Below are 23,951 nucleotides of genomic sequence, written 5' to 3'. Positions count from 1 at the left end.
TCTTGCATTCCAGAAATACGAACTATCATATAGTGAGTGGTAATTTGGAAAACACGCACTACTGTTGAAATTAAAATTATCAAATTGAAGATTTTAGCTAGCCGGATGTTCCATCGATGGCTCCCCGTCTGAAGTCGAGCCGTGCGGACGTCTATTCCGTTCAGTCCCTCGGGAGAACGGTGCCGCTGCGCTCACGGTCCGCTGTCGGTCTCACCGCCCGGGAGGAGCGTCGAAACGAGGAGCACGAGTAACACGAACAGCGCGAGGAGCAGCAGCGTCTCCCGCTGTGCCTGCACTATCGCGGCGTCGAACACGTCGGCCAGCAGTTCCCGCTGTGCCGGAGCGAGACCGTCGAGGACCGCCCGCTGGGTCTCTTTGGTCGCCGTCTCCGCGGCGTCTTCGAGCGCGATGACGAGCGCCCCTCGGTCGCTCGCCGACACGCCCGCGCCCGCGGCGGTCAACACCCCGTCGACGACGCCGCCGTAAAACCCCCTGAGCAGGTACGTGCCGACGATAGCGGTCCCGAAGGAGTAGCCGAGCATCATCGTCGCGTTCAGGAGGCCGGACGCCGCCGCCGAGTCCCGCTGGTCGACCGACGAGAGCGTCATGTCGATGAGCTGTGCCATGACGAGCCCGAGGCCGAGTCCGACGAGCGCCATCGGCACCGCCAGTTGGGCGACCGTCGCGTCCAGCGCCGTCTGCGACACGAGCGCGAGCACGCCGAGTCCCATGAGGACGACGCCGCCCTGAATCAGCAGTTTCGGTGCGACGAACCGCCGCCAGTCGGTCGTGAAGATGGACGCGACGAACGTCGCGACGGAGAACGGAAGCATCGCCACCCCGGTCTCGAACGCGGTGTAGCCGGCCCCGGACTGGAGGAAGACCGGAACGACGAAGATGAATCCCGCGAGGACCAGCGACCGCGCGGCGTTCGTGGCGATGCCGGCCGTGAACGGGCCGTTCGACAGGAGGCGGACCGGCACGAGGGGCGACCCGCCCTCGCGCTCGACGCGGCGTTCGTACTGGACGAAGGCCGCGAACACGACGATTCCGAAGCCGACGAGCCAGACGGTCGGCGACGCGCCGAACAGGTCCAGTCGAACGTCGCCGACGGCGAACGGCCGGCGGGCCGATATCCAGCCGTACCGCCCGGCCAGCAGCACGCCGGCGACGAGAGCGGTCGTCCCCACTACCGAGAGGAGCGTCCCGCCGACGTCCAGTTTCGTCCGCGTCTCGCTCAGGGACTCCTCGGGGAGATACCGGACGAACGCGAGCGCGACGAGGACGATCAGTACCTCGACGCCGAACCCCCATCGCCAGCTGGCGAACGTCGTGACCGCGCCGCCCAAAAGCGGCCCGAACGCGGCCCCGGCCGCGTTCACCCCGGCGAGGATGCCGAGGGCTTTCGCCCGGTCCGCGCCCTCGTAGCTGACGAGGAGGACGGTGAACGTCAGCGGGAGCAACACGGCCGCGGCGGCCCCCTCGATGACCGACCAGCCGACGTACAGGACGACCACGTTCCAACTCAGCGCCGCCAGCGTCGTCCCGACGCCGTACACGAGTAGGGTCGCGGTCATCAGTCGGCGAATCCCGTACATCGACGACAGCTTGCCGCCGGGAAGAATCAGCGCCGCCATGACCATCGCGTAGAACGAAATCGCGCCCTGTACGACCGTGACGGTCGTGTCGAGGTCGGCGACGATGGACGGAATCGCGACGTTCATGAGCGTCGAATCGATGACGCCGATGAACATCGCGAGACTCACCGCCACCGCGGGGCCCCAGTACGCCAACCCTCCCGCCGAACCGGTCGCCGCCGCTCCTCCTCCTTCGAGAACGTGAGCGTTCGCGTCTGCGTCCATTGCCCTTCGATAGCACGCCTCACTCAATAAATCTCTCTGACAGACCGGAGCGGCGCTGGTCTCCCGGCCGGCTCGGTTCAGCCGTGAGACGATTCCGCGTCGAGCGACTCGCCACAGTACGGACACCACTCGAACCTCGGTCCCTCTCCCGGCCGTGTCCGTTCGCCCGGTTGCATCCGCTCTCCCGTTCGCTCTGCGAAAAATCCCGCGGCCAAGATGCTCGACGGGAGCGCGAAGAAGGCGACGCCGCCCAGCATGGTCACCGCCCCGAGCAGACGGCCCAGCGGCGTCACGGGAACCACGTCACCGTACCCGACCGTGGTGAGCGTCACGACGCCCCACCAGAGCGTCTCCGGAATCGACGAGAACGCCTCCGGTTGGACGTTCCCCTCGACGAAGTACATGAGCGTCGACGAGACGAGGACCAGCATTCCGGCCCCGCTGAACGCGACGCCGAGGTCGGAGCGCTGTGCGTCGATGACCCGCTTGAACCGCCCCCGCGAGCGCCTGAACCACGAGAGATTGAGGACGCGAGCCAGCCAGAAGACGCGGAACAGTCCCGACTCGAACAGCCGTATCTCGAAGAGGAGTCCGACCCAGAACGTTACGATGACGAAGCAGTCGACGACCGCGATGGGGTCGCGGACGAACGCGACCCGACTGTGCCGACCAGACTCGGGGGCGTCGGAGCCGGCGGCCCAGAGTCGAACGACGTACAAGACCGTGAACAGGGCGATGGAGACGACGAGCAGGCCGTCGAAGTAGACGCCGAACCGTACCGAAAGCGACTCCACGGTCGACAGAACGACGGCGACGACGTTCGCCGAAGCCAAGAGGAACACGAGTCGGCTGAACCGCTCGCCCCACCGGTTTTCCGATTCCGGGTCGACCACCGTCCACACTTGGTCTCTGGACATCTGTGCCATGCCACAGTTATGTTCGCCGAGCAATATGTCGTTACCTCTCACCCGACGGGTCGAGTCGAGCCGTCAGCGTCCGCTCGGGTCGGACTCGGCGTCCGCTTCGCTCGGCTCTCCCGTCGGTCGGACGACGGTCCGCGGCGGAATCGCGTCGTCTCGCTTCGGTGCGGGCGTGACGAGTCGCTGGAACCACGTCTCCTCGTCCGGCGCTTGCTTCGCGACGAGTTCGTAGTCGACGGCGACACCGCCGTCTTCCGTCGCGGACACGCGCACGTAGTTGAGTTGGTACCACGAGTAGAAGACCGGGGGGAGGACGCCGAACGCGGACTCGACGCGTCGCAGTCGCTTCAACCACGTCCCCGTGTTGACGACGACTCTGCCGTCGATTTCGGTGACTGCGGGTCGGTGTGTGTGCCCGTAGACGAACACGGCGACTGCCGGATCCGACGCGAACAGCGCCCTCGCGCCCTCCAGATAGGTGTCCGCCGAGTCCCGTTCGTCCGGCTGGTCGATGCCGAACCGTCTGAGCGTCTTTCGGACGTCTCTGGCGAAGACGAAAAGCGGTATCGCGACGAGTATCAGCAGTAACGTGACGGCGAGGTTCGCGGTCAGCAGTACGTCGACCAGCAGCCCAACCGGGCCGAACAGCCCGAGGAACCGCTCGATGAGGTCCATCGGAAGCGACCAGAGCCCCGTCGCGTCGAGCGCGAACGCGAGCACGTAGAGGAACCCGACGTTGAACAGGAGGAGAAACGGGGCCGAGACGTACCTGAGCCACGGGCTCATCTCCCGATAGAAATAGTTGGACAGCATCCACGCCGGAATCTGCGTCATCGGCGTCACCGCCTGAATGTCCTTGAGCCAGTTGAACTTCCCGCGCTCGGAGAGCCTGCCGGCGCGACTCGTGAGCTGTCTGTTGACGAAGTACCCCGGCGGGTTCGCGTAGGGGTTTCCGAAGTCGGGAATCCGGTTGTTCGGGTCCCGTTGCATCCCGTGTTCGACGTAGAGGACGTGGTCGCCGACGTTTCGGGTGAGCGAGACCTCCTGTCGGAGCGTGACGTTGAACTCGGCCAGTCGGTCGACGTACTCGGGGTAGGCGGCGAGTTCGTAGTCGTGGTTGCCGGGAATGAGCGTGATGGGAATTCGGTCGCCGGTCGCTTCGAACTGCTCGAACAGCTCCGGGTAGCGGTCGACGAGCGCGTCGAACTTGTCGAGCCCGTCGACGTCGGTGAACTCCCACAGCCCGAACGCGTCGCCGTTGATGATTAGCTCGGCGTCCTCGTCGCTCGCTTCGAGCGTCCGGAGGAACGACAGTAGCTCGTCGAGGAAATCGACGCGTCCCAGCTGCTCGTCGCCGCCGATGTGGAGGTCGCTGATGAGGTAGTACGAGTCGGTCACGGTCGGCCCTCCGGACCGTTTCGGGCCGAGACCCTTCCGCGGCGGCTCACGCCGCGCGGTTCGCCTCGCTCACGCATGGCGGCCCCGCGTGGTGCGGTCGAACCGCGCGGTACGGTCGAACGCGGAGCCACTCACCGAGGCTCTCGTCGCCGTGTCGTCGGAGACCTGCGCCTCGACGAAGCCGACTCTGACGACCACGTCCCGGTCGAACTGTTCGGTCAGTCGGTCGTCGAACCGCTGTGCGAGGTCGGGCGGCGCTTGCAAGTCGCGCGGAATCCCGACCAGCACGTCGACTCGCGGCTGGTTCCCGAGAATCAGGTCGGCGGGCTCGTACTCCACCGTGACGCTGACGAGTTCGACGCCCTCGATGTCCGCCTCGTCGAACTGTCGCTGGAGTTCGACCTGCGTCTGTTGCTCGAACGAGGCGGTCTGGAACGACGCGTACGTCACGCCGGCGAGGACGAGCGAGAGGACTGCGATAGCCACCCCGATGACGGCGATTCGGGAGGCGATAGACGCCTTGACCCGCTCCCGTTGGTCGGTGTCGAACGGCTTGAACCCCGACAGGTAGAACAGAATCAGCGCCGAGAGGTTGATTGCGAGGAGGTTGATGACGACGAGCACCGCGCCCGCGACGGCGACTCCCGGGAGACCGAACGCCAGCCCCAAGCCGGACGTCGCCGCCGGCGGGACGAGCGCGACGGCGATGGCGACCCCGACGAGGGTCGAACCGGACCCACGCATGATGCTTATCGCCCCCGCGATTCCCGACCCCAACGCCAGGAACAGCGACAGGACGTTCGGGCTGGTTCGCTCGGCGACCTGCGGAATCGACTGGATGTCGAGCCCCGGCGGGATGAGTATCGTCTCCTGGAGCACTACTCCGAACACCGCGGCCGTCGCGATGGCCGCCAAGAGGCCCAACACCTGCAGGACGACGCCGCGAGACGCCATCTGTCGGTCGGCCAGCACCGCCCCGACGGACGCGGAGACCGCCGGTCCCATGAGCGGAGCGACGACCATGGCCCCGATAATCGTCGCCGCGGAATCGAGCAGCAGGCCCGTCGCGGCGATGATCGTGCTGAGTATCAAGAAGCTGAAAAACGTCGAATTCGCCGGCGCGAGGTCCTCCGATCGGGCGTGAAGCTCCTCGCGGGAGATTCTGAGACCGGGAAAGCGCTCTTTCAGGGCCGAGATGCGCTGCGAAACGACCGTCTCGGTGGGGAGTACGATGGTGTAGCTGTCGTCTCGGACGCCCGCGTTCGTCAGTTCTTCCATCACCGTCTCGACGCCGCTGGGCGGGACCGGAAACTGCACCATCGCCTCGAAGTCGCCCCGTCCGACTTCTTCGAAGACGGCGTAGTCGACTCCCTGTTGGTCGAGCGACTCCAGCACGCTCTCTCGTCTCCCCTGTGGTATCAGCACCTGAACGAGTCGCATACGGGCTACAACGTCACGAGGGAACAAAAAATATGAGTGCTTTGATAGGATAGCTTACTCGATTGTCTCGCTCGACGCGTCGTCGACGGAGAGCGACTCTCCGATAGCGTCGATGAACGCCCGTTCGGCGGGACTGACTCGCCGGCCGCCCAGTCGGAGTAGCCCGCCTTCGACACCGGCGTCCGCGACTCGTTCGGCGCACCACTTGACGAACTCCCCGTACTCGTTTCGCTCCGTCGCAGTCGCCCGCGCTCGGACGATTGGCGGGCGGCGAGTATAGCGACGTGGGTCGCCCCCGACCGACTATTCGGGCGCTTCAACCGCGGCAGCCAGCCGCCGGTGACGTGGAGGTCGCCGAGAGACGGCGCGAGAAAGAGCTATTTGACCTCCTCGCATTCTCCCACGCGTAGGCGAGACACGCGCAGCGTCCTCGACACCGTCCGTTACTGCCGTCTCACACCTGTCCCATGGCCGAAGAATCCAGTCCCAGTTCACCGGCGTCCGATACCCCCGATACGAATCGACTCGGGCGAATCAACGTGACCATCGATAGCGTGACTGTCGAGTGGCCCGCGGTCGACCGCGAGCGTGCGGCGCTCTGGTTCATCACCGTCGTCGCCGTGACCGGTCTCCTTTACGTGGCGTGGCGGTACGTGGGCAGCGTGGTCTTGGGGCTGTTTGTCTACTACGTGACGCGCCCGGTGCTACGCCGCATCGACGGTCGGTTCGAGTCGCGCACAGTGTCGGTCGCTCTCACGCTCACCGCGGTCGCGCTGCCGCTCCTGTTCGTTGTCGGCTGGACGTTCACCATCCTCGTCACGTCGGTGAACGACCTGCTCGAATCGGACGTCTTCGGAAACGTCGAGGCGTTCGTCCAGCCGTACCTCGACCTCACGTCCCTGCTGAGCCAACTGGGGGCGTTCACCGAGGCGGTCATCAGAGACCCGAGTCGGCTCGCCGACGTCGACTTCGGAAGCTTCGCCGGGGACGTCGTCGGGTCGATACTTGGCTGGGTCGGTGTCGCCGTCAACGTGGGTATCCACGCGTTCGTCGTCCTCATCATCGTCTTCTACCTGCTCAGGGACGACTACCGCGTCGCTCGGTGGGCTCGAAACACGTTCGTTGAGGAGGACGGCCACCTGGACGCCTACTTCGTTCGGGTCGACAGGGACCTTCACAACGTCTACTTCGGAAACATCCTGAACGCGCTTCTTACGGGAGTGCTCGCCTCGACGACGTACTCCCTGCTCAACGTCTTCGCGCCCGCGGCCACTCGAATCCCGGAGGCGGCGTTCCTCGGCCTCCTCGTGGGCGCGGCGAGCCTTATTCCGGTCGTCGGAATCAAGCTCGTCACGTGGCCGGTCGGCGCGTACCTCCTCGGACGGGCACTCTGGCTCGACCCGGACGTCGTCTGGTTTCCCATCGCGTTCTTCGCCGTCTCCTTTGTCATCGTGGACTACGTCCCCGACCAACTCCTCCGTCCGTACGTCAGCGGCCGGACGCTCCACGTCGGCGCAGTGATGCTCGCGTACACCATCGGACCGCTTCTCTTCGGTTGGTACGGCATCTTCTTGGCACCGCTCCTGTTCGTCGCGGTGTTCGAGTTCGGTCGGATACTCTTCCCCTGGCTCCTCGACCCGTCGGGAGTGGACGCCGACAGCCTCGGACAAGCCGAGGGCGCGCAGACACCGTCGAAGCCGCCCTCGAAAATTCGGGACGCCGATATTTCGATGACTGAAGGCACCCAGTCGCTTTCGGCCCCCGTCGAGAGCGACGGACCGACTGTGGACGAATGAGAACTGGGGAGCGGCTAGTTGACGGGGTTGGTGTCCACGGCGGCTGGCGCGGGCCCATCCCTCTCTGCACGGGGTTTCTACTCCGTTTCGTTCTCACGATTCTCCAGCAAATTCCTGTCCGTGAGACTCTCAGCGACCCGACAAATGCAGTTTATTATGCTTTCCTGCTTACGTGTAGCCGGGTTGAATAGATGAGTTCACTAGTAGTACTCGCGTTCGATACGATGGACGGGGCGGAGAACATGCGGGAGAAGCTGTACCAACTCCAGCGGCGCGAACTGATTACGATAGAAGACGCCGCTATCGCGGTTCGAAAAGAGAACGGTCAGGTGAAAGTCAAACAGGCCCAGAGCCTCGTCGGCGTGGGCGCGCTCGGCGGGTCGTTCTGGGGCCTCCTCATCGGCGTCATCTTCTGGATGCCCTGGCTCGGAATGGCGGTCGGGGCGGTGACGGGCGCGCTCAGCGGGAAGTTCACCGATATCGGTATCGACGACGCGTTCATCAAAGAGGTCGCCAACACGGTCGAACCCGGCGACTCCGCGCTGTTCCTCCTGTCCCGCGGCGCACAGATGGAGCGAATCAGAGCGGAACTGTCCGACGACAAGTTCGAGATCATCGAGACGAACCTCTCGCCCGAGGACGAAGACCGGCTCCGTGAGGCGTTCGCCGCCGAGGAAATTTCGGGATAGATGGTAACCCGTTCCCGTCTGACCGGGCGCGATAGTGGCCTCGCCGTGTTCGATTGACGGCGCGACGTGCGACGGGTGGCGAGCGCCTGCGCGGAGCGGAGCGCTTCGCCCATGACTGTCGAAGCAGGCGGCGGTCGCCCCGCAACCGCCCGTTGGCTCGATTCTCTCGTAATCGCCCGATTTCGCTCGGGGTTTTCTCGGAGACGCGCGAGAGGCGTCCGCGTCCCCGACTCAAGCGGACGTTCCGGTGCTCTTCAGTATCTTGGTCCCCGGAACGAGATTCACTATACTTTACAAAGGTAGCTGTGTAACAAAAACGTTAGATGGTCGTCAGTATGGGGAACGCGGGCCTCCGATAATCGCGTCATCTGTCGGCTTCTCCCGGCCGCGAAGGGTCGTTGTCGTCTAGAACGGGTGTCCGCCGTTGAACAGTTTGGCCGTTCTGGACCCTCACCGGGCCGTTCTCGTACAGAAATACGTTACTCCTCTCTTCGGCTCATCGCACGATTGTTGTGTATCGCGACATGTGGTTTATACGGGTGTTCACTCCGAATCGTCGCCGGCTCGCAGAGCACGCGCCGCGGCGCAACCGACAGCTACTGCGCTATCTGCTCTTCGACGGACACGGACTCGTCCGTCGATTCGAACACCTCGGCCAGCGTCTCGCGCATCGCCTGCCGGCGGAACGACCGCCGGCGCTCCTCGGAGAGGTAGTTCGACATGACGACGTCGGCGCTCTTCGACCCCTGGTCGGCGGCGACGCCCTCCAACTGCGCGAGCATCTCGTCGACCGCCGCCTGATAGGCCGTGTACCAGAAGCGCCGACAGAGCTTCGCCGTCGGGACCTCGCCGTCGACGGTCACGCCGGCCTCGTCGGCGAGGCGCTTGAACCGGCGGTTGACCGTCTCGCGGGCGATGTGACCCGAGGCGGCCCGCGAGGAGGGAAACAGCGCGCCGTTCCAGTCGTCGTCCTCGGCGAGCGCGTCGATGCGGGCGGCGACGGCGTCGACGCCGTAGAGGAGCGCGACGGTTCCCGGCCCGTTCTTCCGCGCTTCGAACGCGATGTGGGGGTCGCCGCCGGAGAGGACGAGTTGCGACGCGCGGAGCGACGCGAGCTCGTTCGGGCGGAGCCCCCAGCCGGCGAGTCCGAGGACGAGCAGGCGGTCTTCGAGGTCGTCGGCGACGGCGTACACGTCGCTCACTTGGTCCGCGGTCATCGTGCGGTTGTCGGGCTGGCCCTGTTCCCAGCGGAACTGTTTGGCGGCGTTCCCGACGGGGTTGTACCGCGCGCGCCGGAAGTCGACGAGGTACTCGTAGAACGACCGGACCGTCTGGAGGTACTTGAGCTTCGTCCCGTCGGTGGCGAGTTCGGCGTCGAACTCGTCGAGGACCGCGAGACAGCGGTCTATCTCGTCGGGCTCGGCGTCGCGGTCGTCCAGTCGTGAGAGCAGGTCGGCCGAACCGTGTCGGTCGCGGTAGACCCGGGCGAACCGCGCGAGGTGAGTCCGGCGGGTCGGTAGCGTCGAGTCCGCGAGGCCGCGCCGCGATTCGAGCATGTCGAGGTACGTCTCGAACGCCTCGACGGTGCGGTCGTCGTCGATACCCCAGTCGTAGCCTTCGTCGGTCGCCTCGTCGCCGAGGCCGACGACGCCGACGAAGAACTCCCGCGGCGTGAGGTCGTGTTTCTCGCGGAGCGCGTAGGCGATGCCCGACCAGCCGCGTTCGGTCAGCCACGAGTAGGTCGGCACGTCCCGCGTCGGGTCCATCCCGTCGCGGTCCATCGCGGGTGCCATCGTCTCCCAGTAGAACGCTTCGAGTTCGTCGAGCGACTTCCGCGACCAGTTCACCGCGGCTCACCCCGCGCGAACCGGCCGCCGCGTCGCGTTCCGTGCGCCATCGTTCTGCATGCAGGGCGTGCCGCGGACGGATTAACACTTTCTCTCGCTGGGACCGACGGCGCGTCGGTGAGTTGTGCCCGCCGACCGACCCGTCGACCCTCAATATGACGGGTAGTAGATATATTGGGGAGACGCGATAACAGGAAACCACAATGTCCGATGGAAACGACGGCGGTTCGGTGCTCGAGGCGGACCCGCCCGGCGAGGGGGGACGGGTCGGCGACGCGGACCCGGCGGTCGACGTCGGTGCCGCGGCCGACGAGGTGACGGTCCTCGAAAGCGGGACCGAGTTGGAGCGGACGATCGGCCTTCGCGGCGGGTTGGCGATCGGTATCGGGACGATGGTCGGCGCGGGCATCTTCGTCTTTCCCGGCCTCGCCGCCGGGCAGGCGGGTCCCGCGGCCGCGCTCTCGTTCGCGCTCGGGGCGGTCATCGCGCTGTTGGTCGCGCTCCCGACCTCCGAGTTGGCCACGGCGATGCCGAAAAGCGGCGGCGCGTACTACTTCATCTCCCGCGGCATGGGTTCGGCGTTCGGCGCGGTCGTCGGCATCGGGCTCTGGTTGGGGCTCGTCTTCGCCTCGGCGTTCTACCTCGTCGGCTTCGCGCAGTACGCCATCGCCGTGCTGACGGAGTTGGGTGCGGCGTCGATGGTCTCGGACCTGCCGCTCGTGGCGGTCCTCGGAGTCGGCTTCGGGGTCGTCTTGACGGCTCTCAGCATGTTCGGGACCGAGAACGCGACGAAGCTCCAGAACAGCATCGTGAGTCTGCTCCTCGGCATCCTCCTCGTGTTCCTCGTCTACGGCTCGCTCGACACGCTCGGGCTGTTCGGCCGTCAGACCGTCCCCGAGGAGTTCATGCCCTACGGGACGCTCAGCATCTTCACCACGGCGGCGCTCGTGTTCACCTCGTACCTCGGGTTCGCACAGGTGGCGACGGTCGCCGGCGAGATAACGAAACCCGGGCGGAACCTCCCGCTGGCGATGGTCGGGTCCGTGGTCGTCGTCGGGGTGCTGTACGTCGTGACCATCCTCGTCTCGACCGGCGCGTTCGGGAGCGGTCGACTCGCCACGTTCGGGGAGACGGCCATCGTCGAGGTCGCGCGCTCGTACCTCGGCTTCCCCGGTGCGGTCGCCATCCTCATCGCCGGGCTCTTGGCGACGGTGTCGAGCGCGAACGCCTCGATTCTCAGTTCGTCGCGCGCCCTCTACGCGCTCAGCCGCGACGCGCTGGTCCCGCCGCAACTCGCGCGAATCAACCTCCGGTACGGGACGCCCCACGTCGCGCTCGCGCTGGTCGGCGGACCGACGGTCGTCCTCGTCGCCGTCGGTCGGACGGAGGTACTCGCCGAGGTCGCGTCGTTCCTGCACCTCGTCACCTACGGGCTCATCTGCGTGGCGCTCATCGGGCTCCGTCGCTCGAACCCCGCGTGGTACGACCCGTCGTTCCGCGTCCCCGGCTACCCCGTCGTCCCGGTCCTCGGGGCGCTCGCGAGTTTCAGCCTCGTCGCGTTCATGCAACCGCTCTCGCAGGCGGTGGGCGTCGTCGTCGCGCTCGCCGCGCTGGTGTGGTACTTCGTCTACGCCCGAGACGTGCGCCTGAAGGGGGTGAGCGCCGATGCGTGACGCTCCCGACGTTCGCGTGCTCGTCCCCGTCGCGGTACTGGAGGGGCAAGTGATTCCCGACCAACTGATTCACCTCCTCTCGGAGACGACGGTCGTCCTGCTCGCGTACCACGAGATACCCGAGCAGACGGCCCCCGAACAGGCCAGAGAGCAGTTCGAACCGAAGGCCCGCGAGGAACTCGACGAACTCGTCTCGGTGTTCGAATCCGCCGGTGCGACCGTCGAGACGCGACTCGTGTTCACTCACGATATGGACCAGACGACGGAGCGCATCGCCACGGAGGCGGAGTGCGACGCGGTACTACTCTCGAACCCCGCACCGACCATCGACCGCGTCATCGTTCCGATAAAGGAGGCCATCAACCTCGAGACGATTACCAAGGTCGCCGCGGCGGTCGGAAAGCGCGGAGACGTCGAACTCACGCTGTTCCACGCGGTCGAAGACGACGGCGCGGTCCCGGACGGCGAAGCCCTCCTCGACGAGGTCGCGAACGACCTGGCGGTCCTCGGCGTCAACCGCGAGCACGTCTCGCGCGTCGTCGTCGTCGCACAGAACCCGCTCCAGGCGCTCATCGAGGGCGCGGACGACCACGACGTGGTCGTGATGGGCGAGGAGAAGCCAACGCTCCGCGGCCGACTGTTCGGCGAGACCTCCGACCGGGTCGCCGAGCAGACCGTCGCCCCGGTGCTCGTGGTCCGGCGACCGCTCGACCCCGAACCCGACGACGCCGGCGGTACCGACGATTCGGAGTGAGGGCGGTTCGCCCTCGAACGTCTCCGGCCCGACACGGGATACTATTGTACTATTATTCCAATTATCACGACTCGTACCGACTGTTCTGAGAGCTGCACAAAACACAGGTAGAACAAAAATTTCTACAATTTTTACAAATTCCAAATTGTTTGTAGGTGTGGGGCGCTGATGATTTGATATCAGTGTCCGGGACTGTCGAACGTGATTCTCCCGCGAATCCAGAGTACAATCGACAGTCGATTCGGAATCGATTATTATTGCAAAATAACTGAATCACTATCTCGGTCAGACGACCGTCTCCGACGGGTCTCGCCCGCCTCGACTCACTCGGTCGGCGCGGAGCGTCCCCCCATCGGCGACTCGCTCGGGCCGGCTCGGTCGTCCGCGAACGACATCCGACTGCTGTGGACGTTCGCACTTTCATTACACCAGTAATTATGTAATGTAGTGTGGGTCGTTTGCGGGGCGTTAGTCACCGCCAGTTCCTCCGGTGAGGCGTATCGCTAGTGACGAGAACTACGGGGAACTAGCTGTAATATGGCGTATCGTTGTATCTTCTCTAACGGATGTCCTGACTGTGTTCATATATGGTCAATACACCGCGATACTCGTTGTCGTGTGTCGTCTCTCAGATGTTCCGTTCTCGAAACTTTTCGGGGCGCGTTGACCGTCCGACGTTCGAAAACGTCAATCTCGTCCGGCAAGCCGTATCGAGGGGCCGAGCGCGGCTTCGACAGCATGACGCCGAGATTCGGGGACTGGCGACTCGTTCGGCCCGTCGATCGTACCGAAGCGGTCTCCGACTCGCCCGCGACTCGGCCGAGACCGTCGGTTCTCCGTTTGTGAACCGTATCGACGCGCGGTCGGCGCGAAGGCGATACCGCCGCAGAAGCGTTGAGGACGACGCGGACCGCTAACTGAACGTCGGGAAATCGTCGTCGGACTCCTCCATGTTGACGTTGACTTCGATGACGTTGGCGGTGTTGACGACGCTCTCGATGAGTTGCTCGTGGTAGTCGGGCTGTTTCATCCGGCGGACCGGACCGGAGACGCTGATGGAGCCGAGGACGCGTCCGTGACGGTTCGTCACCGGCGCCCCGATGGCCTGCAGGCCCTTGATTTCCTCCTCGTCGTTGAGCGAGTAGCCCCGGTCGCGAATCGTCTCCAACTCCTCGAAGAGCTCCTCGCGGGTCGTGATGGTCGCCTCGGTCTTGCCCGGCAGGCCGTACTGGTCGATAATCCACTCGACGCGCTCTTTCGGGAGGTGCGCGAGAATCGCTTTCCCCGTCGCCGAGAAGTGGAGGTAGTCGGCGCGCTGGAGCTTGTTCACCTGGTAGTCGCTCCCGACGGCCTTCTCGCCGCTCACCTTGTAGAGGTTGATGCCCAGCCCGTGCTGTTCGGTCGCCAGGTGCGCGTACTCGCCGGTCTTCTCCGCGAGTTCCTCGATTTCGGGCTTGCCGATGCGGTAGAGGATGTTCTGGTACCGGACGTACTCGCCCACGAGGAGGAACTGCAGCGACAGCCGGTAGGTGTCTTCTTCCTTCACGACGAACTTCTCGGCTCGAAGCGTGCTCAGGTAGTTGTAGACGACGCTCTTCGAGAGGTCCAGATGGTTTGCCAACTCCGTCACCCGCGCGCCGTCCAGCTCCTCGAGCGCCCGAACGACATCGAACGCACGAGACACCGTCTTCAGGGTCCGCGGCGAACCGGTCGTGTGTTCGTCTGCCATAGTCAAGTTCGAAGCCGCGAAGTCATATGTGTTTGTATTTGACGAACGGTCACTTCTGAAATCGCCGGCAAATCGCACTGATTGCCGCAAAGTAGCGTAATTGGCGCGGTTCTTATTTCGAATATCGTCTGTAACGTGGCCGAAACGAGTGAATTCGACCACTTAGACACCGTGTTCTCATTGTACAAACACCGCGATGCTCTGACCGATTCCAGACTCATCGCACAGCGAGAGAACACGGGTTTCAGGGACACTGGGCGGAGAATAGCGCATCGTGGTGGCTGACGTTTCGACGATGCGGTCGTCGCGGCGCGGCGGGCGGCGGCCGATTCGAACGCATCGATAGGGCGGGTCCGCGGAGAGCGGAACCGAGAACAGCAGTCGTCAGTCGGGCGGTTCCGTCACTCGGTCGCGAGGTCGGCGAGCGCGCCGGCGAGCACGCGAGTCGCGTCGGCGCAGTCCTCCCAGTCGGTCCACTCGCGGGGGTTGTGCGAGATGCCGTCGCGGGAGGGGGCAAAGAGCAGCGCGGCGTCCGTGACGGCCGCGACGTGCATGGTGTCGTGGCCGGCCCCGGAGTGGAGGTCGAGGGTTTCGAGGTCGGCGTCGGTCCCGGCGTCGTGGAGCGCGGCGCGGCAGCGCTCGCTCATCTCGACGGGCTTGCGGTCCCACGGGTGCGAGAGCGAGGCCTCGACCGGGCGCTCGGCCTCGATGCGGTCGAGGCTCGCCTCCGCCTCGTCGATGACGTACTCGATGGAGTCGTACGCCACGTCGCGGATGTCGACGGTCAGGGCGACTTTCCCGGCGATGACGTTGGGCGCGTTCGGCGAGACCTCCAGTTTGCCGACGGTCCCGACCGCGGTCTCCGAGACCTCGTTGCGCTCGGTCGTCGCGCGCTCCACGTCGAGGACGAACTCGCTGGCGGCGGCGAGCGCGTCCGACCGGTCGTCCATGAGCGTCGACCCGGCGTGGTCGGCCTCGCCCGTGATTTCGACGGCACACCGGGAGAGACCGACGATGCTCGTGACGACGCCGGCGGGGACGTTCGCGTCTTCGAGGCGCTCGGACTGCTCGATGTGAAGTTCTATCCACGCGTCCCAGTCGGCGGCGTCGACGCGCCCTTCGCCTCGGTAGCCGATGTCAGCGAGGGCGTCGCCGAGCGGAATCCCGTCGGCGTCCTCGATGTCGAGGGCCTCTTCGACGCTCAACTCGCCGACGGCGACCGCCGACCCGATGAGGCCGCCGCCGAACCGCTGGCCCTCCTCCTCGGTGAAGTTGACGACCTCGACGGGTCGGACGGGTTCGATTCCGGCGTCCTGCATCGCGCGGACGCTCTCCAGCCCCGCGTAGACGCCGAGCGGACCGTCGAAGATGCCGCCTTCGGGGACCGAATCGAGGTGACTTCCCGTGGCGACGGGGGCCGCGTCGGGGTCCGCGCTCTCGGGAACCCACCGACCGACGATGTTGCCGACCTCGTCGATGGTGATGGAGAGACCGGCGTCCCGGAGGCGCTCGCAGAAGAACTCTCTCGCCCGCCGGTCCGCCTCGCTGCCGCTCAGGACCGTCCGCCCCCGACCCTCGTCCGTCGGGACGGCCCCGAACTCCGCGTTCGACTCGATGTCGCTGCGGAGTCGCTGCTGATTGACTCGCATGGTTCCCGGATTCGTGACTAACCCTATTTTACTGTTTGGAATTCGGTCACATGCGTGACAGTACCGAGCGGCCGCGAACTCCCCGAAATCAGCAGGCACGGCGCGCTGGATGTGGGTTCTGGGACTCTGCCCACCGCCCGTGTCGTTCGAGGGCGCACATCGGCGACGTTCGAGGACGCGCGTCGGCGACGGTTCGGTCGTCGCGACCTGCGGGACGCCGATGCGGGCCGTCGTTTGCGACGAGGGGGTTGACATACGTGGAGTAATCACGCATAGAGACGGGATAGAATTGGTCATTCTACAGTTCCATCGCGCTCGGCGCTCGGAACAGTCTCTGATATTACATTTTCACCGTCTCGATATGGGGATTGTACTCACATAACCACAATTTTTATCACACAGTAACGGATTTGAGCGACTGTATGCAAGAGAATGGCAAGGGGAGCGACTCCTCCGACAGCACCGGCGACGGCACGCGTCGCAGTCGTTTCGACCGCCGTACCTTCCTCGGGGCGGCGGCGACGACCGGCGCGGTGGCGCTCGCCGGGTGTACGGGCGGCGGTTCGGACGACAGCACGACCGAAGATTCGGGTTCCTCGGGCGGAAGCGACGACACGGAGAGCACCGACACGACCGCCGCGAGCGGCGGGAAGCAGGGCGGCACGCTCCAGTGGGGCGGCGCGGTGCCGGTGCAGGGGCTCGACCCGCACATCGACACCTCGGCGGCCTCCAAGCGCGTTCTGGAGAACATCTACGAGGAAGTCGTCGCGCTGCAGGACGACTACTCCATCCAGCCGCACCTCGCGGAGTCGATGGAGCAGTCCGACGACAACACGGTCCTGACGTTCAACCTCCGGGAGGGCGTCACCTTCCACAACGGCAAGGAGATGACCTCCGAGGACGTGCTGGCGAGCTACGAGCGCGTCCAGAACGGCGACTACCTCGCCACCGGCTTCTTCGACTACGTCGAGGAGCTTCGCGCCCCCGACGACTACACCTTCGAAGTCCAACTCACCGAACCCTTCGCGCCGTTCCTCGCGAAGATGGCGACGGCGGAACTGTCGGTCATGCCCGCCGAGAACGCCGAGAAGGACATGGTCGAAGAACCCATCGGGACCGGCCCGTACGTGTTCGAGAGCCGCGAAATCGAGACCTCGTTCACGATGTCGCGCAACGAGGACTACTGGGGCGCGTCCGACGAGGACGGCCCGTTCATCGACACCATCGTCAAGAGCGAGGTGCCGGACCCGAGCGTCCGCCTCCAGTCGTTCCTCGCCGGCGAGTACGACTTCATCAACGGCATCGCGCCGAAGGACGTCTCCCGCGTCGAGCAGGCCCCCGACGTTCGGTTCGAAAAGCAGTTCCCGAAATCGCTCGTCTACCTCGGCCTGAACTGCGACGTGGCTCCGTTCGACAACAAGGACGCCCGCCTCGCGCTCGACTACACCATCGACAAGGAGAAGGTCGCCGAGGCGGCCCTCTACGGCACCGGTCAGACCACGGCGTCCCCGGCGACGCCCGGCAGCCCGTGGGTCAACCCGGACATCGAACCGCGCCCGCGTGACCTCGACAAGGCACAGGAGCACCTCGACGCCGCCGGCATGTCCGACGGCTTCACGGCGACGTTCAAGATTCCGCAGTCCTACCCGACGCAGGTGCAGGCCGCGGAGGTCATCGCAGCCGACGCCGCCGAGGTCGGCATCAACCTCGAAATCCAGCAGATCACGTGGAGCACGTGGCTCTCGGACGTCTACTCCAACCGCGACTTCCAGGCGACGACGAGCTCCTACCTCGCGCTCTGGTACCCCGACGTGTCGTTCTACAAGTTCCTGCACCCCAACGGGGCGTTCTTCTTCACCAACTGGGTGAACGAGGACTACAACGCGCTCGTCGAGGAGGCGCGCACCATCTACGACGAACAGGAGCGCGCCGAGCTCTACCACCAGGCGACGGAGATTCTCCACGAGGACCGCGCCGGCCACCTCTTCCTGTGGTGGCAGCCGAGCCTCTACGGAGCCGCCTCGCAGTACAAGGGCGACATCGGCGCGCCCGACGGGTCGACGCTGCAGTTCGGCGACAACTGGCTCGACCGCTAACAGAGATTCCACACAATGTCGATGTACAACTACGTCTTTCGGCGCGTCGGGTTCATGGCGGTGACGCTGTTCTTCGTCACGCTCATCGCCTTCGCCGTCACCAACATCCTGCCCGGTGACGTGGCCCTGCTCATCTTGGGCCCCAACGCGACCGAACAATCGCTCGAAGCGCTCCAAACCCAACTGGGACTCAACCGCCCGCTGTACGTGCAGTACATCGACTGGGTCGTCGGGCTCCTCCAGGGGAACATGGGCGAATCGCTCCGATTCGGCGAGCCCGTGGCGCAACTCATCGCCGAGCGCCTGCCCCGGTCGATGATGCTCGCCGTCGCCGCGACGCTCGTCGCCGTCGTGCTGTCGGTCCCGCTCGGCGTCTACGCCGCCGTCAACCAGAACGAAGCGCCCGACGTGAGCGCCTCGATGTTCGCCTTCGTCGGCATCTCGATGCCGATATTCCTGTGGGGACTGGTGTTCATCCTGGTGTTCGCCGTCTGGCTGAACCTCTTTCCGACCGGGGGGTACGTCTCCCCGAGCGAGGACCTCGTCGGGTCGCTCACGCGACTCGTCCTCCCCGCGGGGGCGATGGGCTTCGCGCTCACCGCGTACATCATGCGGATGACCCGGTCGTCGATGCTGGAGGTTCTCAGCGAGGAGTACATCAATCTCGCGCGTGCGAAGGGGATGAGCCAACGGGTCATCGTCCTCAGACACGCGCTCAAGAACGCAATCATCCCCGTCATCACGGTCATCGCGTTCCAGTTCAGCTACGCGTTCGGCGGGGTCGTCGTGCTCGAAGAGGTGTTCTTCTGGCCCGGCATCGGTCGGCTGACGCTGACCGCGATTCAGAGCCGCGATATCCCCCTGATTCAGGGGTGCATCCTCGTGGTCGCACTCATCTACATGTTCTCGAACTTCGCCGCAGACCTGCTGTACGCGTACTTCGACCCGCGCATCCGCTACGGAGGTGACGACTGATGGCGACCGAACAGGAGACCGACCGCGGTCGCTTCACCATCACGCAGTCACAGCGCGACCGCATCGCCCGGTTCGTTCGGAAGTTCCGCAGCAACACGAAGGCGATGCTCGGCTTCTCCATCGTGGTGCTGCTCGTGCTCGTCGCCATCTTCGCGCCGATTATCGCGCCGTACCCCATCGACGCGACGAACATCGAAGACCGCTCGCAGGCCCCGTCGGTCGAACACCCGTTCGGCACCGACGACCTCGGCCGCGACATCTTCAGCCGCGTCGTCATGGGGAGCCGAATCTCGCTGTACGTCGGCTTCGGAGCCATCTCCGGCGCGCTCGCGGTCGGAGCGGTCGTCGGCGTCGTCGCCGGTTACGCCGGCGGCCTGACCGACGAGATACTGATGCGCGTCATGGACGCCGCGATGGCGTTCCCACCGGTGTTGCTCGCGCTCACCCTGCTCGTCGTCCTCGGCCCGGAGTTGAGTAACGTCGTCATCGCCTTGGCGTTCGTCTACACGCCGTACATCGCCCGCGTCTCGCGGAGCGCGGCGTTAGCCGAGCGCAACGAGGCGTACGTCGAGGCCGCCGTCGCCCGCGGCGAGAGCGACTCGCGCATCGTCTTCAGCGAGGTGTTCCCGAACTGCATGGCTCCCATGCTGGTTCAGGGGTCGCTGAACGTCTCGTTCGCCATCCTCGCGGAGGCGAGCCTGTCGTTCCTCGGCCTCGGCGCGCAGCCGCCGCGGCCGTCGTGGGGGCTGATGATTAACACCGGTCGCGGCTTCATGGAGACCGCGCCGTGGATGTTGCTGTTCCCCGCGTTGGCTATCGGCATCGCCGTCGTCGGGTTCAACATGCTCGGCGACGGACTGCGTGACGTGCTCGACCCCAAAGTGGAGGCGATAGAATGAGCGCACCAACCACCGCGACCGACCGCGAGGCCGACGACGGCCCGCTGCTCGACGTGCGCGGACTCAGAACCGAGTTCCGCACCGACGCCGGCCCCATCGTCGCCTCCAACGAGGTGTCGTTCTCGCTCGACCGCGGCGAGACCATGGGTCTCGTCGGCGAGTCGGGCGCGGGCAAGTCCGTGACGGCGCGGTCGCTCATGCGCCTCATCGACTCGCCCGGCGAAATCACCGGCGGGCAGGTCGTCTTCAACGGGGAAGACCTCCTGCAGAAGACGGAAGCCGAGATGCGCGACATCCGCGGCAACCGCATCGCGATGATTCCGCAGGACCCGATGTCGTCGCTCAACCCGGTGATGACCGTCGGCGAGCAAATCACGGAGACGATTCGCCGCCATCAGGACGTCTCCAAGTCAGAGGCACGCCAGCTCGCCATCGAATCGATGGACGACGTCGGCATCCCCGACGCGGAAGAACGCATCGACGACTACCCCCACGAGTTCTCCGGGGGGATGCGCCAGCGCGTCCTCGTCGCCATCGGCTTCTCCTGCGAGCCGGACCTCATCATCGCCGACGAGCCGACCACCGCGCTCGACGTGACGACGCAGGCGAAGATTCTCGACCTGCTCAACGAGATGCAGGAGCGCGAGGGGACGGCCGTGCTGATGATCACCCACAACCTCGGCGTCGTCGCCCAGACGTGCGACCACGTCGGCGTGATGTACGCCGGGAACCTCGTGGAGACGGCCGAACTCGGCGACCTGTTCGACCGCCCGCGACACCCCTACACCCGCGCGCTCATCGACTCAATCCCGGAGGTCGACACCGACTACGACGAACTGCCGACGCTCGACGGCGCGATGCCCGACCTCGGGAACCTCCCGAGCGGGTGTAACTTCGCGCCGCGGTGTCCCCACGCCACCGAGGCGTGTCGGACCGGCGGCGACCCGTCGCTCGACTCCGTCGGCGACGACTCCTCGCGCGCGGCGTGTCTCCACGCCGCCGACCTCGACCTCTCGGAGAGCACGGTCCCCGAATCCGGGGCCGGCCGCCGCGACATCGACCGCAGCGGCGAGCCGCTGTTCGAGGTGCGGAACCTGAAGAAGTACTTCAACGCCGGCGAGGGCGTCTTCGGCAACGTCCACCTCTCGTGGGAGGGCGGCGGCCTGCCGACGGTCGAACGGCGGCACGTCAAGGCCGTCGACGACGTGAGCTTCGACGTCTATCCCGGCGAGACCGTCGGGCTCGTCGGCGAGTCCGGCTGCGGGAAGTCCACGGTCGCTCGCACCGCGCTCCGGCTCCTCGAACCGACCGACGGCGAGGTGTACTTCGAGGGACAGCCGCTCCACGAGCTCGGCTCCTCGGAGATTCGGAGTCTGCGCCGCGAGATGCAGATGATATTCCAGGACCCTCAGAGTTCGCTCAACCCGCGGAAGACCGTGGGCCAAATCGTCGGGCGCGCGATGGAGAAACACGGCATCGCCACCGGCGAGGAAAAGCGCGAGCGAGTTGGCGACCTGCTCGAACGCGTCGGCCTGTCGCGGGCCGCCGCGAGCAAGTACCCCCACGAGTTCTCCGGGGGACAACAACAGCGCGTCGCCATCGCGCACGCGCTCGCCGTCGAACCGAAGCTCATCGTCTGCGACGAGCCCGTCTCGGCGCTCGACGTGAGCGTGCAGGCGCAGATTCTCAACCTCCTGAACGAGATTCAGGAAGACGAGAACATCTCGTTCCTGTTCATCTCGCACAACATCGGCGTCATCCGGCACATCTGCGACCGCGTGGCCGTGATGTACCTCGGGAAGATAGCGGAGTTCGGGAGCATCGAGCAGGTGTTCTCGCCGCCGTTCCACCCCTACACGGAGAGCCTCCTGTCGGCGGTCCCCCACGCGAACCCGGACCGCGAGACGGACCGCATCTTGCTTGAGGGGAGCGTTCCGAGTCCCATCAACCCACCGTCGGGCTGTCCGTTCCAGACGCGCTGTCCGAAGAAAATCGGCGACGTCTGCGAGCAGGAGCTCCCGGAGCTCGAATCGGTCGGGGGCGCGGACCACTACATCTCCTGTCACCTCTCGGAGGAGGAGATGAGCCAGCGTGACTCGTTCATCACGCCGTCGAAGCGCGCGGAGACCAGTCCGGCCGACTCGGACTGAATCCGCCCGCGCGGTCTCTTCTCAGTATTTAGCGCCGAAGCCGGTTCAGTACTTGACGCCGAAGTCGAGAATCTCGTCGGGGTAGTCGCCGAACTGCGCGTCCGTCTCGCGGCGAATCTGGTCTTTCGCGCGCCGCGCCTCCGCGAGCAGGTCGCGGAGGTCGGACACCGGTTCGTCGGAGAGGTCGACCCGGAGGTTGTGGTAGAACTCCGGCGTCGGCGCGTGGACGAGCACCGCGGCGCTCATCTCGCCGCGGTCGTCGCCGCCGGCCGCCTCGCCGGCTTCGAGCGCCGAGACGAGTCGGTCGGCCATGTCGCCGTCGGCGGACTCGTACGCTTCGGCGGTCGCCTCGACGACCGCCTCGCCGGCGAGCATGTTGCCCGCGACGGTGTAGTCGTCGCCGACGCGGTGGCCGGCCCACGAGACGCACTCGCCGCCGGTGAAGGCGAACTCGCCGGCCGCGCCGACGCCGTGGACCTGCCGATAGGCGGCGTGGTCGTCGGCGTCGAGGAGGGATTCGAAGGCGTCGTCGATGCGCTCGCCGGCTTCCGCGCGGGCGACCGCGTCGCGGCCGTGTTCGGTCTTCGTGTACGACTGCGTGACCGCCGCGCCGCCGGCGCTCACGTAGGGACAGGTCGCGCCGACGGCGACCGTGCCGGTCGTCACCGCCGCGCCGAAGACGTTCGCGTCCGGGTCGCGCGCCGCTATCGAGAAGGTTCCTGGGACGTGTCGCATGGTTCGGTACTGCGTTTCGGTCACGCTCGCGCGGTAAATACTCTCCCTCTCGCGGGGCGGAACGGAGACGCGGGTGGTGTCCGAGTGCGGCGTAACAGTTAGGACTCTGTCGAGTCTCGCACCGGATTCGGCGCTCTTCCCGTTCGCAACTGCCGAGATAGTATTGCAAACAATATAAATTATTGCTGAACGCTATTTCTTATTTATCGGACTTTCCTATTCGGATGTTTTTGAATCGGTCGTGAATGATTGCATTGTCACCCCAGCTTCTGATTGAGCGGAAAAGCTAATTCGGGAGACGCTCTGCTGCGGTGCAGTATTTGTATTGGTGGGCAATACCGACCGTCTCGCGGGCCGGCAGTCGAATCCAAGGCTTATGTTGTCGCGGTGGCAAGACGAACGTATGAGACTCGGCATCGGTCGAACCGGCGTGGTGATTCTCCTCGGACTGTTCGTCATCCTCGGTGCGGAGGACGTGTACGTTTGGGCCGTCGCCGGAACCGTTCCCGGCGTCGAGTTCTTCCTGGCGCTCGTGTTCGTCCTCGTCGTCGCGTTCGTGGCGATTCGGGAGGCCCGGGCGCACCCGCCGAGTCGGTAGTCGTTCGCCGCTCGGAACGTGGTTTTCGCCCGCTACTCTTCGCGCTCTCTGCAGTCGAGCGGCGCTTCGCAGCAGGCGGAGCGATAGGCGGCCGACTCGCGGACCAGTTTGCACTCGCGGTAGCGGTAGGCGACGTCCGCGCCGCAGGCCTCGCAGGTGAGGGTGTACTTCGGCTCCGCGAACCGGCGGACGCGGACCGGCGCGTCGACCGCCTCGGCGCGGCGCTTGAACGCCGGGCCGTGGTCGGTCGCGCCGAACGCCTGAAACTGCTCGACGTGGACGAGTTCGTGCCGGAGCGTCGCCGTCCATTCCTCGCGGTCGAACGACTCGAACGCCCGCCACGACAGCGACATGGTACACGTGGGCGCGGCGTCGAGTTCGGCCGATTGCGACGACGTGCCGGTCCACCGCCTCGGCTCCCCGACCCTCGCGTCGTCGACGCTCGGTGTCTTCACGGCCGCAGCCCGCCGTTTCGCGCGAGTAGACACTTCCCATCGGACGCGGTGTAAGTCCACGGTGAAGTCGTAGTGGCTCGCCGCGCGGCGGCAGTACGTCCGCGACCAGCTCACCAGCTCGTCGCCGGTCTCGATAGCGTCGTACCCGCCGAGGCTCCCGTCTTCGTGTCCCACGGTTTCGGGCCGTGGTTCGGAGCGAGCCGATATGTGTGTTGTGCCCACCCGCGCGGTCGCCGACGAGCGGTGTTGGTTCGGGTGCGGGTGGGGTACGGGTGTGGGTGCGGGT

Annotated in this window: 18 protein-coding genes; 9 read left to right on the top strand and 9 right to left on the bottom strand. The window is 65.6% G+C overall.

The annotated features are described in order from the left end of the window. Positions 1 to 191: 191 nt before the first annotated feature. The 4 genes from C454_RS18470 to C454_RS18455 form a co-directional block, all read right to left on the bottom strand. Positions 192 to 1,862, bottom strand: a complete 1,671-nt coding sequence (locus C454_RS18470; RefSeq protein ID WP_004977967.1) for an MFS transporter — start codon at positions 1,860 to 1,862, stop codon at positions 192 to 194. A gap of 77 nt (positions 1,863 to 1,939) precedes the next feature. Next, positions 1,940 to 2,779 carry an ion transporter gene (locus tag C454_RS18465; RefSeq protein WP_004977966.1) on the bottom strand — a complete coding sequence of 280 codons (840 nt, stop codon included), beginning with the start codon at positions 2,777 to 2,779 and terminating at the stop codon, positions 1,940 to 1,942. A gap of 72 nt (positions 2,780 to 2,851) precedes the next feature. Continuing rightward, the gene (locus tag C454_RS18460) at positions 2,852 to 4,180 is read right to left on the bottom strand and encodes a metallophosphoesterase (protein WP_004977965.1); all 1,329 of its coding nucleotides are present in this window, start codon (positions 4,178 to 4,180) and stop codon (positions 2,852 to 2,854) included. 69 nt (positions 4,181 to 4,249) lie between these two features. Continuing rightward, positions 4,250 to 5,620: a TIGR00341 family protein gene (locus C454_RS18455; protein WP_049905294.1), complete on the bottom strand. Its 1,371-nt coding sequence runs from the start codon at positions 5,618 to 5,620 to the stop codon at positions 4,250 to 4,252. Between the two features lie 539 nt (positions 5,621 to 6,159). On the opposite strand from C454_RS18455, the gene C454_RS18450 reads away from it, so the two are divergent. Together C454_RS18450 and C454_RS18445 are read left to right on the top strand one after the other, a co-directional pair. Continuing rightward, on the top strand, positions 6,160 to 7,416 hold the full coding sequence (locus C454_RS18450) for an AI-2E family transporter (RefSeq protein WP_004977962.1): 1,257 nt from the start codon (positions 6,160 to 6,162) through the stop codon (positions 7,414 to 7,416). 224 nt (positions 7,417 to 7,640) lie between these two features. After that, complete coding sequence (locus C454_RS18445; protein ID WP_004977961.1) at positions 7,641 to 8,105, top strand: DUF1269 domain-containing protein; 465 nt, start codon at positions 7,641 to 7,643, stop codon at positions 8,103 to 8,105. Positions 8,106 to 8,701: 596 nt separating this feature from the next. Here the strand turns inward: C454_RS18445 and C454_RS18440 are convergent. Beyond that, a complete protein-coding gene (locus C454_RS18440) occupies positions 8,702 to 9,952 on the bottom strand; it encodes a tyrosine-type recombinase/integrase (protein ID WP_004977958.1) in 1,251 nt (416 codons plus the stop codon). A 203-nt stretch (positions 9,953 to 10,155) separates the two neighbouring features. On the opposite strand from C454_RS18440, the gene C454_RS18435 reads away from it, so the two are divergent. Further along, complete coding sequence (locus tag C454_RS18435) at positions 10,156 to 11,625, top strand: APC family permease (protein ID WP_004977956.1); 1,470 nt, start codon at positions 10,156 to 10,158, stop codon at positions 11,623 to 11,625. Next, positions 11,618 to 12,379 (top strand): universal stress protein, encoded by a 762-nt coding sequence (locus tag C454_RS18430; RefSeq protein WP_004977954.1) that lies wholly within the window; start codon positions 11,618 to 11,620, stop codon positions 12,377 to 12,379. Before C454_RS18435 ends, C454_RS18430 begins: the two co-directional genes overlap by 8 nt. Positions 12,380 to 13,292: 913 nt before the next feature. Here C454_RS18430 and C454_RS18425 read toward each other — a convergent pair. Further along, the gene (locus C454_RS18425; RefSeq protein ID WP_004977952.1) at positions 13,293 to 14,108 is read right to left on the bottom strand and encodes an IclR family transcriptional regulator; all 816 of its coding nucleotides are present in this window, start codon (positions 14,106 to 14,108) and stop codon (positions 13,293 to 13,295) included. Positions 14,109 to 14,509: 401 nt separating this feature from the next. After that, on the bottom strand, positions 14,510 to 15,757 hold the full coding sequence (locus C454_RS18420) for a Zn-dependent hydrolase (RefSeq protein ID WP_004977951.1): 1,248 nt from the start codon (positions 15,755 to 15,757) through the stop codon (positions 14,510 to 14,512). A gap of 422 nt (positions 15,758 to 16,179) precedes the next feature. On the opposite strand from C454_RS18420, the gene C454_RS18415 reads away from it, so the two are divergent. The 4 genes from C454_RS18415 to C454_RS18400 are packed head-to-tail and all read left to right on the top strand — an operon-like array spanning position 16,180 to position 21,877. Then, a complete protein-coding gene (locus tag C454_RS18415) occupies positions 16,180 to 17,853 on the top strand; it encodes an ABC transporter substrate-binding protein (RefSeq protein ID WP_004977948.1) in 1,674 nt (557 codons plus the stop codon). A 15-nt stretch (positions 17,854 to 17,868) separates the two neighbouring features. Then, positions 17,869 to 18,828, top strand: a complete 960-nt coding sequence (locus C454_RS18410) for an ABC transporter permease (RefSeq protein ID WP_004977946.1) — start codon at positions 17,869 to 17,871, stop codon at positions 18,826 to 18,828. Continuing rightward, positions 18,828 to 19,727 (top strand): ABC transporter permease, encoded by a 900-nt coding sequence (locus C454_RS18405; RefSeq protein WP_004977945.1) that lies wholly within the window; start codon positions 18,828 to 18,830, stop codon positions 19,725 to 19,727. Before C454_RS18410 ends, C454_RS18405 begins: the two co-directional genes overlap by 1 nt. Continuing rightward, positions 19,724 to 21,877 (top strand): dipeptide ABC transporter ATP-binding protein, encoded by a 2,154-nt coding sequence (locus C454_RS18400; protein WP_004977944.1) that lies wholly within the window; start codon positions 19,724 to 19,726, stop codon positions 21,875 to 21,877. The genes C454_RS18405 and C454_RS18400 overlap by 4 nt, the downstream gene beginning before the upstream one ends. A gap of 45 nt (positions 21,878 to 21,922) precedes the next feature. Here C454_RS18400 and C454_RS18395 read toward each other — a convergent pair whose 3' ends face one another. After that, positions 21,923 to 22,612, bottom strand: a complete 690-nt coding sequence (locus tag C454_RS18395) for a DUF1028 domain-containing protein (RefSeq protein ID WP_004977943.1) — start codon at positions 22,610 to 22,612, stop codon at positions 21,923 to 21,925. Between the two features lie 403 nt (positions 22,613 to 23,015). On the opposite strand from C454_RS18395, the gene C454_RS18390 reads away from it, so the two are divergent. Next, complete coding sequence (locus C454_RS18390) at positions 23,016 to 23,210, top strand: hypothetical protein (protein ID WP_049905292.1); 195 nt, start codon at positions 23,016 to 23,018, stop codon at positions 23,208 to 23,210. Between the two features lie 32 nt (positions 23,211 to 23,242). On the opposite strand, the gene C454_RS18385 is transcribed toward C454_RS18390, so the two are convergent. Beyond that, complete coding sequence (locus C454_RS18385) at positions 23,243 to 23,839, bottom strand: SprT-like domain-containing protein (RefSeq protein ID WP_004977941.1); 597 nt, start codon at positions 23,837 to 23,839, stop codon at positions 23,243 to 23,245. Positions 23,840 to 23,951 lie beyond the last annotated feature (112 nt).

The sequence above is a fragment of the Haloferax gibbonsii ATCC 33959 genome (genome assembly GCF_000336775.1).
Classification (GTDB): Archaea; Halobacteriota; Halobacteria; order Halobacteriales; family Haloferacaceae; genus Haloferax; species Haloferax gibbonsii.
Note: the sequence above shows the minus strand (reverse complement) of the source record. Positions and strands in the feature narration are given on the sequence as shown.

What these genes read in the sequence shown, in the direction of transcription:
- C454_RS18470 (WP_004977967.1), bottom strand. Translation starts at nt 1,862, where the DNA reads ATGGACGCAGACGCGAACGCTCACGTTCTCGAAGGAGGAGGAGCGGCG.
- C454_RS18465 (WP_004977966.1), bottom strand. Translation starts at nt 2,779, where the DNA reads ATGTCCAGAGACCAAGTGTGGACGGTGGTCGACCCGGAATCGGAAAAC.
- C454_RS18455 (WP_049905294.1), bottom strand. Translation starts at nt 5,620, where the DNA reads ATGCGACTCGTTCAGGTGCTGATACCACAGGGGAGACGAGAGAGCGTG.
- C454_RS18445 (WP_004977961.1), top strand. Translation starts at nt 7,641, where the DNA reads ATGGACGGGGCGGAGAACATGCGGGAGAAGCTGTACCAACTCCAGCGG.
- C454_RS18435 (WP_004977956.1), top strand. Translation starts at nt 10,156, where the DNA reads ATGTCCGATGGAAACGACGGCGGTTCGGTGCTCGAGGCGGACCCGCCC.
- C454_RS18430 (WP_004977954.1), top strand. Translation starts at nt 11,618, where the DNA reads ATGCGTGACGCTCCCGACGTTCGCGTGCTCGTCCCCGTCGCGGTACTG.
- C454_RS18425 (WP_004977952.1), bottom strand. Translation starts at nt 14,108, where the DNA reads ATGGCAGACGAACACACGACCGGTTCGCCGCGGACCCTGAAGACGGTG.
- C454_RS18420 (WP_004977951.1), bottom strand. Translation starts at nt 15,757, where the DNA reads ATGCGAGTCAATCAGCAGCGACTCCGCAGCGACATCGAGTCGAACGCG.
- C454_RS18415 (WP_004977948.1), top strand. Translation starts at nt 16,180, where the DNA reads ATGCAAGAGAATGGCAAGGGGAGCGACTCCTCCGACAGCACCGGCGAC.
- C454_RS18410 (WP_004977946.1), top strand. Translation starts at nt 17,869, where the DNA reads ATGTCGATGTACAACTACGTCTTTCGGCGCGTCGGGTTCATGGCGGTG.
- C454_RS18405 (WP_004977945.1), top strand. Translation starts at nt 18,828, where the DNA reads ATGGCGACCGAACAGGAGACCGACCGCGGTCGCTTCACCATCACGCAG.
- C454_RS18400 (WP_004977944.1), top strand. Translation starts at nt 19,724, where the DNA reads ATGAGCGCACCAACCACCGCGACCGACCGCGAGGCCGACGACGGCCCG.
- C454_RS18395 (WP_004977943.1), bottom strand. Translation starts at nt 22,612, where the DNA reads ATGCGACACGTCCCAGGAACCTTCTCGATAGCGGCGCGCGACCCGGAC.
- C454_RS18390 (WP_049905292.1), top strand. Translation starts at nt 23,016, where the DNA reads ATGAGACTCGGCATCGGTCGAACCGGCGTGGTGATTCTCCTCGGACTG.